This is a genomic window from Rhodohalobacter sp., assembly GCF_034521535.1.
Lineage (GTDB): Bacteria > Bacteroidota > Rhodothermia > Balneolales > Balneolaceae > Rhodohalobacter.
The window spans coordinates 47,144-59,869 of sequence record NZ_JAXHMF010000005.1 but is presented as its reverse complement, the minus strand read 5'-3'; the positions used below and the strand labels follow the sequence as shown (position 1 = coordinate 59,869).

Annotated in this window: 17 protein-coding genes and 1 pseudogene; 17 read left to right on the top strand and 1 reads right to left on the bottom strand. The window is 43.6% G+C overall.

What is annotated here, in order from left to right; all coding sequences use genetic code 11:
- Positions 1–306 precede the first annotated feature (306 nt).
- From U5K35_RS19585 to U5K35_RS06700, 17 genes and pseudogenes are all read left to right on the top strand, one after another.
- Positions 307–453: a hypothetical protein gene (locus tag U5K35_RS19585; protein WP_416221594.1), complete on the top strand. Its 147-nt coding sequence runs from the start codon at positions 307–309 to the stop codon at positions 451–453.
- 152 nt (positions 454–605) lie between these two features.
- Positions 606–1,079: a hypothetical protein gene (locus U5K35_RS19580; RefSeq protein WP_416221593.1), complete on the top strand. Its 474-nt coding sequence runs from the start codon at positions 606–608 to the stop codon at positions 1,077–1,079.
- Positions 1,080–1,151: 72 nt separating this feature from the next.
- Entirely contained in the window at positions 1,152–1,508 is a 357-nt protein-coding gene (locus U5K35_RS06775) for a hypothetical protein (protein ID WP_322570711.1), read from the top strand.
- Positions 1,444–1,917, top strand: coding sequence for a hypothetical protein (locus U5K35_RS06770; protein WP_322570710.1), 474 nt, complete (start codon positions 1,444–1,446; stop codon positions 1,915–1,917). The genes U5K35_RS06775 and U5K35_RS06770 overlap by 65 nt, the downstream gene beginning before the upstream one ends.
- 4 nt (positions 1,918–1,921) lie before the next feature.
- Complete coding sequence (locus U5K35_RS06765) at positions 1,922–2,143, top strand: hypothetical protein (protein WP_322570709.1); 222 nt, start codon at positions 1,922–1,924, stop codon at positions 2,141–2,143.
- A gap of 191 nt (positions 2,144–2,334) precedes the next feature.
- Positions 2,335–2,949: a hypothetical protein gene (locus U5K35_RS06760; protein WP_322570708.1), complete on the top strand. Its 615-nt coding sequence runs from the start codon at positions 2,335–2,337 to the stop codon at positions 2,947–2,949.
- Positions 2,946–3,194 carry a hypothetical protein gene (locus U5K35_RS06755; RefSeq protein WP_322570707.1) on the top strand — a complete coding sequence of 83 codons (249 nt, stop codon included), beginning with the start codon at positions 2,946–2,948 and terminating at the stop codon, positions 3,192–3,194. Before U5K35_RS06760 ends, U5K35_RS06755 begins: the two co-directional genes overlap by 4 nt.
- A complete protein-coding gene (locus U5K35_RS06750; protein ID WP_322570706.1) occupies positions 3,187–3,702 on the top strand; it encodes a hypothetical protein in 516 nt (171 codons plus the stop codon). The genes U5K35_RS06755 and U5K35_RS06750 overlap by 8 nt, the downstream gene beginning before the upstream one ends.
- A gap of 1,218 nt (positions 3,703–4,920) precedes the next feature.
- Entirely contained in the window at positions 4,921–5,307 is a 387-nt protein-coding gene (locus U5K35_RS06745; protein WP_322570705.1) for a translocation/assembly module TamB domain-containing protein, read from the top strand.
- A gap of 10 nt (positions 5,308–5,317) precedes the next feature.
- Positions 5,318–5,812, top strand: a complete 495-nt coding sequence (locus U5K35_RS06740; RefSeq protein ID WP_322570704.1) for a hypothetical protein — start codon at positions 5,318–5,320, stop codon at positions 5,810–5,812.
- 705 nt (positions 5,813–6,517) lie between these two features.
- Positions 6,518–7,431, top strand: a pseudogene (locus U5K35_RS19575) (RNB domain-containing ribonuclease).
- Positions 7,432–7,447: 16 nt separating this feature from the next.
- Positions 7,448–7,603, top strand: a complete 156-nt coding sequence (locus tag U5K35_RS06725; RefSeq protein ID WP_322570701.1) for an RNB domain-containing ribonuclease — start codon at positions 7,448–7,450, stop codon at positions 7,601–7,603.
- A 51-nt stretch (positions 7,604–7,654) separates the two neighbouring features.
- Positions 7,655–7,834 carry a hypothetical protein gene (locus U5K35_RS06720; protein WP_322570700.1) on the top strand — a complete coding sequence of 60 codons (180 nt, stop codon included), beginning with the start codon at positions 7,655–7,657 and terminating at the stop codon, positions 7,832–7,834.
- A 25-nt stretch (positions 7,835–7,859) separates the two neighbouring features.
- The gene (locus U5K35_RS06715) at positions 7,860–8,018 is read left to right on the top strand and encodes a hypothetical protein (protein ID WP_322570699.1); all 159 of its coding nucleotides are present in this window, start codon (positions 7,860–7,862) and stop codon (positions 8,016–8,018) included.
- A 267-nt stretch (positions 8,019–8,285) separates the two neighbouring features.
- Positions 8,286–9,545, top strand: a complete 1,260-nt coding sequence (locus U5K35_RS06710; RefSeq protein WP_322570698.1) for a peptidase MA family metallohydrolase — start codon at positions 8,286–8,288, stop codon at positions 9,543–9,545.
- Positions 9,546–9,895: 350 nt separating this feature from the next.
- Complete coding sequence (locus tag U5K35_RS06705; protein WP_322570697.1) at positions 9,896–10,315, top strand: hypothetical protein; 420 nt, start codon at positions 9,896–9,898, stop codon at positions 10,313–10,315.
- Between the two features lie 233 nt (positions 10,316–10,548).
- Positions 10,549–11,415, top strand: a complete 867-nt coding sequence (locus U5K35_RS06700; protein WP_322570696.1) for a BamA/TamA family outer membrane protein — start codon at positions 10,549–10,551, stop codon at positions 11,413–11,415.
- A 195-nt stretch (positions 11,416–11,610) separates the two neighbouring features.
- On the opposite strand, the gene U5K35_RS06695 is transcribed toward U5K35_RS06700, so the two are convergent.
- Positions 11,611–12,705, bottom strand: coding sequence for a type IX secretion system plug protein domain-containing protein (locus U5K35_RS06695; RefSeq protein WP_322571745.1), 1,095 nt, complete (start codon positions 12,703–12,705; stop codon positions 11,611–11,613).
- Positions 12,706–12,726: the final 21 nt, after the last annotated feature.

The following is a 12,726-nucleotide window of genomic DNA, read 5'->3' as shown; positions in this document are numbered from 1 at the left end:
CCGTAGTAACATCTGACTCAAAATGAATATGAGCTTCACTTTGGAAACGATCTTTCCAAAGAGCTGGAAGATGTATATCTACAAGTACACATCCAAAAAGGCTTTTGTTTTGGTGGACGCCTTTGTGTTAGAGCATCACAGGCAACATTTTGAAACGGTATTGAGCAAGAAATTTCAGGAACTTCACATCTTTGAAATTCCGCGTGGCGAGCAGGCTAAGAGATATTGCGGTCTACCAGGAAGCGCTCGATTTTGTGTTGAGAAATGGTGCCGAGCGGCAAACTCCGCTTTTTGCAATAGGCGGAGGTGTTACCGGTGATCTGTCCGGATTTGTGGCGGCTACGGCCTTGCGGCGGAATTCCATTGGTGCATATTCCAACCACACTGCTTGCCATGGTGGACAGCTCCATTGGGGGAAAACGGGCATCAACCATTCTACCGGGAAAAACCTGATCGGGAGTTTCTATCAGCCTGAGGCGGTTTTTGCCGATGTCCATTATCTGCAAACGCTCCCCAAAAAGAGTGGGTAAACGGACTCAGCGAAGTGCTTAAATACGGAATGATAGAGGCGCCTGAAATGCTTGGAGAGATCCAAACGTTATTAGATGAAGATCGATTTATGGACGGCGATTCCTGGTTGCCGCTTCATACAAAAAAGTGCACAGATCAAAGTAGATGTTGTGGCTGAAGATGTGTTGGAATCAGGCAAAAGAGCTATTCTGAATTTTGGGCATACTTTTGGTCACGTTCTGGAAAAGGAAGGCCGATACAAACGGTTTTCCCATGGCGAGGCCGTGTATGCCGGAATGATCGCAGCTGTTCATGCTTCAAATCATTTGGGAGCAAAGGTGGACCTTGCCAATTTATTGCAGTTTAAATCGTTGTATGATTTTGATTTGGCTACGATCAGAAAATCCCCAGCCGAGTTGGTGGAAATGATGAAGTATGACAAGAAAGTAAAAGACGGCCGCATTCGGCTGGTGCTTCTTAAAAAGCCCGGCCTTGCTTATGTTTATGAAGTTGCAGAAAACAGCTTTGTACAAACAGCCTGGCAGCACACCCTAAATATTTTTAAATAGTGGCATACGTTCGCTGGTTATATAAATCCTGGAATATATTCTGGACCTTTATTGGGGTTCTGGTACTTTCTCTTGGCTATTATTTCCGGCACGGTGTTTGGGGTGATGCAACTTCAACCCGTAAAAAATTATGTGGCAGAACAGCTTGAAGATCAGTTCTCTGCACAATATCAGGGAGTTATCAGTATCGGTAATCTTGGTGGATTACTCCCATTGAATGTAGAAATGAAAGATGTCAGGATCTACCCTGACAAAAAGATCTACAAACCGGTATTTCAAACAGAAGCCATTGTTGCAAGGGTGGATGTATGGTCACTTCTGCAAAACAGGCTGTTTATTCATTCTGTTAAAATTGCCTCTCCGGATGTCCACGTTAATCCCGACTCCTCATTTTCAATTGAGAAAGCCTTCCTTCGAATCTCCGGCTGAGGAGAAATCAGCCGGCGCTGACTCTTCCGCTATACATAAAAACGAAGGTTTGGGATTTCAGATCATTGCGCCCTCTTTTCAGGTCAACAACGGGACTATACGCATTTTAAATACATCTGATAATTCACCCGATAGCATAGCGATCCGGAATCTGAACATGACCATGTTCGTGGAACTCACCGATGAGCAGCGCTTTCTGGATATTGATGAGTTGCAGTTTGATGTCCCTGAATTGGATATCAGGCAACTTGAGGCCTATGGCCAGATCTACAACGATGAACGCTTCTTTGAGGTAAATGCCCTCACCGTAAGTCATGAGAACTCAACGATACGTTTTAACGGCGAAGTGGACGGCACTGGACTTTTTGAAAGGCAACATTCAGCGTCAATTAGAAACCGCCAGTTATAGTTATTTGATAGATCAAATTTCCCTGACTCCACAACTGGTTTCATCGGTTATTCCGCAAACTTTGGGATATCTGAATACGAACCTAATCGGCACCATCGAAGGAGCGGGAAACCTTGATTCGCTTTCCTTTGCTACTTCCGAAATTATTTTGGGTGATAGTTCTATACGCTTCAATGGGGAGGTTAAAAATTACTACTCTCCACAAACCCTTTCCTATACCATTTGAACCTCCCCAGCTTTCCTGTTTCCGGGAACTGAGATGAGCCCGTTTTCACCTTTCTTGAATGATACGCTGCTGCAGACGCTGGCTGAAACTAATGCAGAGGGAAGCATAAGTGGAACATTAGATGAAACCAAGATCATGTTTTCGGCATCCCATTTTGAACGGGGTGAGATAGAGTTGGATGGTGAGCTTACATGGCAAATGAGGTAGGGATTAAAGCCGATTTCAAAACAGATTCACTGAATTTAGGAGATCTGACTGATTCCAGAATTTCTTCTACCCGCATTACACTGAGTGGTGAAATATACTCCAATTCCCTGAAAGTAAAGGAGAGTAAGGGAGGATTGACTTTACGTTCTGGAGGAGGTCTATTTGATGGCCGGGCATTCGATCAGTTGGCACTATTGGCAAGCTGGGAAAATGGCTTAATACAGCCAGACCTTACGCTGAATGTTGACGAAGCTCAGCTCATCGCGCGGGGTGAAATAGACCTTAGATCAGACAATCCGAAATACCTGCTTCGTGGCTCTGCCTCAAATCTTGAGTTGGACCAGCTGATTCTTCGCCCTCAAATTCAACCCGTTACCGTAGACCTGGAGTACAATTTCAATGTAAGGGGCAACAAGCTTGAAGATTTATTTGGACAGGTTAGCGTGGATGTATTGCAAGCTGAATTTGAAAGTGATACGCTGGGCCGTCATCAGTTTTATGCTGATTTCACCCCCATCAATGAGAATGAAAAAGAACTCCGATTCACTTCCACTGCCTTTGATGCAAATGTGAGTGGAACTTTTGCCCCTCTACATTGATGGATTTGGGATGCAGTGGAGAAAAATATTTTTACGAGCGATATCGCGATGAACTTGCGATGGATACCACTATTGCGGTCAGGAGTTATCGATTGGATTTGGGCATGAACCAAGATTTTGATATTTCACTAAACCTCAAAAACTTAGCACTGTTCAATACCTATCTGACTGAATTTCCGGTACTTGCATCGACGGGAGAGACTAAGCTCAACGGTAAATGTGAACAATCAGCGGCTTTTGTTTAACGCTTCTTTCACAGATTCAGAAACAAGGATACAGGAGTTTGAAGCTGACTCAATAAACATTCAAGCCACAGGCCGATTTAGAATAGGGGAGCAACTTAAAGATTTTTCCGGCATGCAGATACAAATGGGTGCTTCTCATCTTGATTATCGGGGATTTGATACCCGAGATTTTCAACTCATGGCAGACCTGGATCAACAATCAGTTAATATGAAGATACAAGCCGATCAGCTGGCTGAAGAAGCCAGTTTTCTGTTGGATCTGAATGGTGCAATTGAAGAAGATCAGCTCGCATTCAATATCAAAGATTTTGATCTCAGCTCTGATGCTTACCAATGGAAAAATCTGGGAGAACCTACCGTTCGATATCACAAGAATGAATGGCTTACATTCAAAGATTTTCAGTTTGAAAGCGACAGCCAGTTTGTCCAAATAGATGGAACTTTCAGCAGCTCGCCCGAAGATTCAGTGAATTACGAGATCAGAAGTCTGGATCTGGAAGGTCTCTGAAATTCTGGATATACGGCTTGATTTTGCAGGTCAGCTAAACGGAAAGTTTACTACTACCACGTTAACGACCATCCCAACTATAGATGGAAATGTTGAGATCGAAAGGGTAGAACTTAATAACAATCTATACGGTGATCTGAACATCAGCAGCACCTATAATCCCGAACTCCGGCGGTTTGATACTAAGGTTATATCGACAACCGATTCTGCAAAATATCCTCAGTATTATGCAAATAGCGATCGCAGGGGACAGTTTTTTCAGATTGAAGGCTATGTGCTGGCACCAGAAGAGGGTAACTTCCCCCGTGCAGACTCCATATATGCTTTCGATGCAAATTTCGACAATATCGACTTATGGATACTTCCGCTGATAGGGTCCAAGGTGTTTTCTCAAGGAGCAGGAATGGCCGAAGGAACAGGTACTATCTGGGGCAACCATGACGTTTTCGATTATGAGGTGAATTTTTCTATCGGGAACGAAGATGCTGCTTTCATACGGCCCAAGTTCTTGGAAACCTGATCACGATGCCCAGGGCGTATCTCACCTGGAACCGCAGTCGCGGCTTTATTTTTCATGATATTTACCTGATCGATCCATCGGGCGGTAATGCTATTCGGAAGCGGTCTTCTACCTGATGTAAATGATTTCGCCCCCGAAGATACCACTGAACATCAACCTTGATATGGATCAGTTTCAGTTTTTGCAGAGCGGCTTTGACCCCACCGTAGCTTTCTTTGGCTCTGCACATGGGACCGGGAGCAGTGAGCATTACCGGAACTAACTTAGAGCCCGTGTCATCAACTCCTGGAACCGGTGCTGTGACTGGATTTCTTTGAAATATCAATCCCACTGCTGGAAGAAACCGAATTTGTTGATGAGGATAACCGTTTTTTCGAGACGATTTGTCAGCTCTTTTGATGATGCGGGGATATCAAACAGCACCGGGGAGATTTGCCTCGCAAAACGGAGATGGAGTGCTCGGCCTGAATACGGGAGGAGGAAGAAAAGCTTTCATTTGCTGAACGGTTTACGCTCGATCTTCAGTTTGACAGCACAAAATCCCGATGAATGTCCGTATGATTTTTGATCCTGTTACCGGAGATATAGTATACAGCACAGGGAACAGGACCACTTCGAGATTTTGCTGGAGGATGAACAAGTTTCCATGTTTGGGCGATTCTGACATTGAAGGCGGGGACGCTACCAATTTGTAAGTGGTGATATTTTTACCCGCCGTTTTGAAATTGGAATCCGGAGGAACCATTATTTGGGAAGGAGATCCGGCCAACGCCCGCCTGGATGTAAATGCTGTATATAGCGCCCGTCCCGATATCAACACGCTAAGTGGTACCGGAGCCAGGGATCCGGAAAATGCCCAGCGAGTACCTGTTGAGCTTGTTTTGAATATTGGCGGAACGCTGACAAGCATCGAAAATAATTTCTTTTTCAGGCTTCCCAACACGTTTGAGTCTCAACAAAATTCAACCCTTTCAACGCAGCTCGCATCTATTAACAGAGATGAAAATCTTAAACTCATTCAAGCTACAAACTTTATGTTAATGGGAGATTTTATTCCGGTCTTCGATCGGGGGAGCACAAACTAGATTTGCTTACGTGAGAACATATCAGGAAGTGCAGCTGTTGTTGAATCCGCTGCTATCGAGCCAGGTTATTAACCCATTGTTATCAAATCAGGTAAATTCGTTATTGAACAGCGATTTGAGTAGTTTAGACGTGGACTTTAATTTAAATACCTATAATCAGGTTGATCTCGGGGTTGCCCTGAGATTATACAACGATAAGCTGATCTTACGAAGGGAAGGACAAATAACCGGCAGACAATCAAATATTGGTGATCTTGGTGCGACCTATCGCATAAACCGGACTTTTGCAGTCACAGCCTTTCACCGGCAAGACCTTACCTTTGGTACCTTAAGCAGCACCGAGCAACTGTCAGACAATCTCAGGAATATAAATGGGGTGGGGCTGGAAGCTAAAGTAAGTTTTAATACCTGGGATGAATTTTTCAACCGATTGTTTGCTCCATTCCGAAAGCTATTCGGTGCCAAAGAAGAACAGAATCAAGAAGAAATAACAGAAAACAGGTAGGATCGAATCCTGCTTAAAGTAATTTATATGAGTAAAAAAGACAGACTACAGAAATTTGAAGATCTGGTGACTCATTTCGATCAAAAACAGCCCGGATCATACGTTAACACGAGAGCAAATGATAAGCGTACTGCGGCTTGAAAATGATAAAGAGGTTGCGAAATTAGATAAAACCTTAGGCCGACTTTCCAACCAAAACAGAATCAGTCCTGAAAAGATAATTACGTGTTTTTGAGAAGGGCGAAAAAATCAAAAAGAAGCGATTCATCAAATAACTCCAATATTGTGGAAGGCAAACTGGATGTCTCAGCTCGCGGAACCGGTAACGCCACGCGATCACTGAAGATCGCGATCAGGATGTGAATGATCTCATCGCGGAGCATCTGGCCTTGCCCTGAACGCTGACAAAGTTCGCGTTAAGATCACCGGATCCCAAAAAGGTGGTCAGCCAAAAGGCGAGATCATCGACATCATAGAACGAGGTAAAGATTTTTATGTGGGAACGCTGAATAAAGTCAGCAAAGAAAACTTTGTAATTGACATCGGACACAAAATCGGTATATACCAACTTTTTTGTGCTTCCTGCGAACACCGAATACCGCCAGTGATGATAAAGCGATCTTTGAGCTGATACAACGGGTTCACCCCAAAGCCTTGCCCGGAAGCTCGTATTCACCTCTGTTTTAGGTAAAATCGGCTCAAACGATGCCAACATCCTTTCCATTTCTGGCTGAAAACGATATGGTAGCTGAATTTCCGCCTGAAGTTGAAGAGTATGCCGATCAGATTCCGCTGGAAGTTCCCAAAGAAGAAATTTCACGCCGCCGTGATATGCGCGACGAGAATATTTTTACCATTGATCCTGATGATGCCAAGGATTTTGATGATGCTTTAAGTATAGAAGTGCTGGATAACGGCAACTTTTATCTGGGCGTTCATATTGCAGATGTGACGCATTATCTGACTCCAAAATCTGTGTTGGATGAAGAAGCCCATGCACGGGGAACCAGCGTGTATTTAGTAGATCGGGTAATTCCGATGCTGCCGGAAGTGTTGAGTAACGGAGTGTGTAGTTTGCGTCCCATGAAGATAAGCTGACGTACAGCTGTTTTATGGAAATTGCCCCAAATGGTAAATTGGTAGATTACTCAGTAGAGGAAACAGTAATTCACTCCAAACAGCGGTTTACTTATGAACAAGCGCAGGCCGTGATTGACGGCAAGGATCATAAGTTCAGCAAAGAGATCAATACAGTTACAAAACTAGCACGCGTGCTGTTGGATAGAAGATTCCGCGAAGGAGCTATCGACTTTGATACTCCGGATCCAAAGTTTGTGCTTGATAAGGATGGAACACCTCTTAAAGTGATCCTGAAAAAACGAATTTTTGCACACCGCCTTGTTGAAGAGTGCATGCTGATGGCCAATAAAACCGTTGCCACCCATGTGGAAGAAATGCGAAAAGCTTCTGATAAAAAACGCTCTAAAGATTTATATCCTTTCTTTTATCGCGTGCATGACAAGCCCGATACCGAAAAACTTTCCGCCATTGCTGAGCAGGTTAAACCCATAGGAATTAAGTTTGATGTGGGCAATAGACATCTCTCCGAAAAAAATTAACAACCTGTTGAAGAAAGTGGAAAATACTAACCTCGAGTATATCGTTAACGGGTTGATGTTGCGGGCAATGGCCAAGGCAGAATATTCGCCCGATAACATTGGTCACTTTGGACTTGGATTTGGACATTATGCCCACTTTACGAGTCCCGATTCGCCGTATACCCTGATGTGATCGTTCACCGGTTGCTGAAAGGATATAATTCCGGAGCTAAAGTGTATACTCATGATCAGCTTAAAGCAGGATGGAGAACACTGCAGTGAGCGCGAACGTGTAGCTGTTGATGCCGAACGTGATTCCGTGAAATTGAAACAAGTCGAGTTTTTGAGTAAAAAACACGGCGAAACTTTTACGGGAACTATAAGCGGAGTTATGGAACGGGGAATTTTTGTTACCCTCAAATGACATTTATTGTGAAGGAATGATCAGAATGAGTGATCTAAAAGCTGATTATTTTGTTTATAATGAAAAACGCCATGCCTTGGTAGGCCGCAAAAGCGGTAAGCAATTTCAACTTGGTGATGAGATTAAAGTGCGGGTTAAAAGCACCGATCTTCAGAAACGACAAATTGATCTTGCTTTGGCCTAATATTATTAATTTCAAAGCTATGAAGAGCAAATTATTTTGGATACCGGCAATCTTAGTTTTCTTGTTCACCTCGGTACTTAGTACCGCAACAGCCCAATATTATTCATTTGGGAAGAACAGGGTGCAGTACGAAGATTTTGAGATGGCGATATCTACAGACCACGCACTTTGATGTGTATTACTATGGTAAGAAAAATTACGATCTGGCTGATTTGCTGCCAAAAGTATAGAATCGGCTTATGCACAGCTTCCAAAATGATTTCAACCATGAAGATCTCAGATCGTATTCCCCTTATTATATACGATTCTCATAACGATTTCTCCCAAACCAATGTAGTGGCTCTACCTACAAATGCGGAGGGAATTGGCGGCGTTACCGATAAACTGAAAAACCGGATGACGGTCCCTTTTACCGGAGATTATGCCGATTTCAGAAGAACACTTCACCACGAATTAGTTCATGCCGTATTTAATGATATGTTTTACGGTGGAACCATTAATTCCATTATTCGAAATAATATACAGCTGGTGTTTCCACTTTGGTTTGAGGAAGGGTTGGCTGAATACACCGCTCTCGGCTGGGATACCAATACCGACATGTACATTCGGGATGCGGTCATCAATAATTATCTAGCTCCCATTCAAAATTTAAGAGGGTACTACGCATACCGTGGTGGGCAGGCTTTATGGAATTTTATAGTCGAAGAATACGGACGGCAAAAGATTGCAGAGATTTTACAGCGTATCAAAACCACACGGAGTGTAGAGGCCGGGTTGAGGCAGTCGCTGGGGCTTAGCCTGGAAGAACTGGACAAGGTGTGGAAAGATGCACTGCAGGAACGCTATTATCCCGAAGTGGCTGAACGTGAACGGGCCGACATGATCTCAACATTGCTGACGGAACGAGGTAAGTTTGGAACCTATAACACCAGTCCCGCAATTTCCCCACAAAGTGATAAAATTGCTTTTATTACCAACAAGCGTGGATTTTTTGATGTGGTGGTGATCAGCGCTATTGATGGTTCTAAATTAAAAACGTTGATCAGGGGAGAAGATAATCCTGAATTTGAAGAACTCAACATCCTGAATCCCAATTTAACATGGTCTCCGGATGGAAGTAAGATCGCGCTTTCAACAAAATCTAAGGGACGGGATAATACAGCGATCATTAATTATGAAAGTGGGAAAGTAAATAAAGTTAAATTTCCCAGCCTCGATGCCATCAACTCTGTGTCATGGTCGCCGGATGGAAAGAAAATAGCTTTTGACGGAAATATTGGTCCTTACCAGGATATTTTTGTGTACAACCTTGAGACTCAGAAACTGACCAATATCACCGGTGATTTCTTCTCAGATATTTTACCTACCTGGGGTGATAATTCTCAGCATATTTATTTTGCTTCAGACAGAGGGGAGCGGGTGAACCTCCACAGAAATGTTACTAGCTATGAAATGCTCAGTAGTGAGTCGATGTATCAAACCGATATCTATCGGGTGAATATTGATTCCGGACCTCAACACGGTTAACGAATACGCCCTGGAGTGAAACTTCACCCAAAACAACGCGTGATGGTCGCCTCATTTATATTTCTGATGAAAATGGAATCCAGAATGTGTACCAGTTCGACCTAAATACGCGTACTGCTGCTCCGTTAACGAATTTACAGACAGGTATTTCGCAAATGTCGGTAAGTGCCGATGGCTCCCGCTTAGCTTTCAACTCAATTAATGAAGGATATCTTAGATATTTTCGTACTTCGATCTCCTTTCAACAGGAAGAAGACATGAGTCATTGAGTAAAAATTATTGGGCCCAACGGCGGGCTTCAGAACCTATTACCAAGCGAGTTCCTGCAACTAAAATAGTACAGGAAATGTATGCCGGCGGGTTTGAAACCGGTTGAGGCAGATTCTTCTTTACTGGATGACATGGAAGAACCAGAAGTGGCAGACGCAGAAGAGACGACTGTTGAACAAGACACGACAGAGCAGGCCTCACAGGAAACAGAAGAAATTGACTTTCGGAATTACGTATTTAGCACTGAAGTGATCGAGGATACGACCCTGAATCTGGAAGATCTTGAGAGCTTTAATCCTGAAAATAATGTAACCGAAGACGGGCGGTATCAACCCAAGGATTACCGGCTTAAGTTTTCTACTGACATTGCCTACAATCCCACTTTTGTGGCTTCAACATATGGCTCATCGGCTCAAACGCAATTTATTATAAGCGACTTGCTGGGTGACCATCGTATTTCACTGGGAACCAATTTTGTCACCGATCTGAAGAAACAGTGATTACTCCATCCAATATGGATATCTGAAGAATCGTATGAACTTTTTTGTTTCCTACTTTCATACATCCCGTAAATACCAGACTATCTTTGGGGATCTGCTTCGTTTCAGGACCTTTGGTGGTTCTGTAAATGCACAGTATCCATTGAATAAATTCAAAAGAATTGATATTAGTTTTACCACACTTGGAATCACGCGGGATTATAGCAGCGTAAATACTATTTTTTCAAATCCCAATGCTGGCAATCAATCCGAAAATCAGAGAAGTATATTTCTGTACCCCTGAACTCATTTTCACGAATGACAAAACTATCCCAGGATTTATAACCCCTCAATCGGGACGCAGATATTCGATCGGATTTTCGGGTAGTCCGGGAATAGGAGATAATGCACCGGCATTTGCTTCTGTTTTGGGTGATTTCCGACAGTATTATCGTCTCGGTTCAAATCAATATGCCCTTGCTTTCAGAGGTTCAGGTGCCGTTTCAATTGGGCCTGACAAGCAAACTTATTTTATGGGAGGAAGGCTAGGCTGGATCAACCAACAATATAGCGACAACGGTCTTTCGTTTGATCGACTGACGGATAGCTTTTTCACCGTTCCGGCACTTCCTGTTCGTGGGTATGCTTACAACAGTCTCTACGGAAGTAATTTTTCTTTGATCAATGCAGAATTCCGATTTCCAATGTTTGCAGCGGTGGTACCCGGCGCTCTTCCCATTTTGCCATTTTACAACATCACAGGTGCTGCCTTTGTTGATTTTGGAACGGCATGGGGACAGGAGATCAACTATAATTTTGAGAGCAACAATCAGGAATATGAAGTTATTGATGAAAACGGGAATAGCATTAACAACGAACCTTCCCTTGATTTTAGGTTAGCTCAACAAAGCGAAACTGATCGTGTGAGAGCGGTTGGCTCAAATACCCCGCAACAACTTGGAAGCCCCGTTTCCTATTTAGATGGGGACCTGTCTGCTGAGTGCCGGCTTTGGGTTCAGAACTATTCTGCTGGGACTTCCTTTCCGTTACGATGTGGGCTGGCCTTACGGGCGCGATGGTTTCGGAAGCACGCCGATCCATTATTTTTCTATAGGAATTGATTTCTAAAATAGCATGAGTCCGACATAGCGTAGACGTACACGTCCGGATATATATGCCTTCGGATATCCTTGTTCATTCGCGTCGGGCAAGCTGCCCGACCTACGGCCCATTTATAAATTAAGGTCAGTTCGATATAAAATTAGCCCTGGACATCTACAGGATGACAATTTCAAAGACCTTATCTTGAACCCAGGTCAATTGGTTGATGAACGAAATGACTGTGCCTGCAATAATCGATGGTGTTCGTAATCCGGATCCTGATAGTATACAAAGCTGGTATATTCCTGCTGCCGGCGTGTAATGGTATCGCTGAGTATGAGGTCATCTATACCGATAGCTCCACTTTTGATCGCGTATTTGTAGGTGTAGGAGCCTTCCTTGATCAATGATGTTGTTTCCCAGTATCCGGAAGATTCATTGTACTCCAGTCTATTTTGCTCAGATAGCAGCCATTGATTAAAATCACCTACCAGATAGACTCCCTGATTGGATGAGAACTGCCCGCCATCTTCGAACCTGAAACGAACGTTTGCGTACCGTGCGTCCGATGATGAATTCGGATTTCCATAACTGGAACCCCATACGGTGTTTGGGTCGGCGGTGAAGTTGAGTACATCTTCTCTGAGAACAGCAAGAGGAGGTTGAAGATCAGGTCTCCATTCTATGATCTGAGAATTATTTTGGGTGAAGGAGTTCAGGTTCAACCCGATGAAATCGAAGTTGGCGTAAAATGCATTTTCCTGCGAAAGGTGAAACTGGGCACGGTCTTCTTCTGAAAAATCATAGTTTTCGGATTCTTTGGCATCACCCCAAAAACGATTTTGAGCAAATTTAAAACTTAGATCAAACTCCGGAAATTCAATAAAATCGGGATACACAAACTCACTGAATGGACGGTCAAGGGCTTCATACCTAGCACCGGCATTGTAGTTGGTTTCAACCCAGGAGCTCATTTCTCCGGCACTCTCAGTCACAAAAAAGGGCAGTGAAAAAAGACGGGTGCCGGAATTAAAATCAGTGACGTGAAGCATATAGTTTCCGCTGATCAGAAAATCCAGCTGGTTATTTGGGAAGGAAGTGGAATAGCGAAAGTAATCCGGGTCAGAAAGTTCATTTTTACTTTCCCCGCCTACAATAAGTTCCTGCATATTTTCCAAATACCAATCCTGAGGAATATTGCTCGGGTTCCAATCTTTGTCGTGATGAGTAAAAGTGATCCGAAATTGGCCGGAGAGGTCAGTGAGCTCATCAAAAGCAAGCACCAGTTTCTCGGAAGACCCAAGCCGGATGATAGGGGATTATTAACGCTC

Coding starts and splice junctions, on each gene's coding strand:
- U5K35_RS19580 (WP_416221593.1), top strand. CDS start 606: ATGAAGATCGATTTATGGACGGCGATTCCTGGTTGCCGCTTCATACAA.
- U5K35_RS06770 (WP_322570710.1), top strand. CDS start 1,444: ATGTCCACGTTAATCCCGACTCCTCATTTTCAATTGAGAAAGCCTTCC.
- U5K35_RS06760 (WP_322570708.1), top strand. CDS start 2,335: ATGGCAAATGAGGTAGGGATTAAAGCCGATTTCAAAACAGATTCACTG.
- U5K35_RS06720 (WP_322570700.1), top strand. CDS start 7,655: ATGATCAGCTTAAAGCAGGATGGAGAACACTGCAGTGAGCGCGAACGT.
- U5K35_RS06715 (WP_322570699.1), top strand. CDS start 7,860: ATGAGTGATCTAAAAGCTGATTATTTTGTTTATAATGAAAAACGCCAT.
- U5K35_RS06710 (WP_322570698.1), top strand. CDS start 8,286: ATGAAGATCTCAGATCGTATTCCCCTTATTATATACGATTCTCATAAC.
- U5K35_RS06705 (WP_322570697.1), top strand. CDS start 9,896: ATGCCGGCGGGTTTGAAACCGGTTGAGGCAGATTCTTCTTTACTGGAT.
- U5K35_RS06700 (WP_322570696.1), top strand. CDS start 10,549: ATGCTGGCAATCAATCCGAAAATCAGAGAAGTATATTTCTGTACCCCT.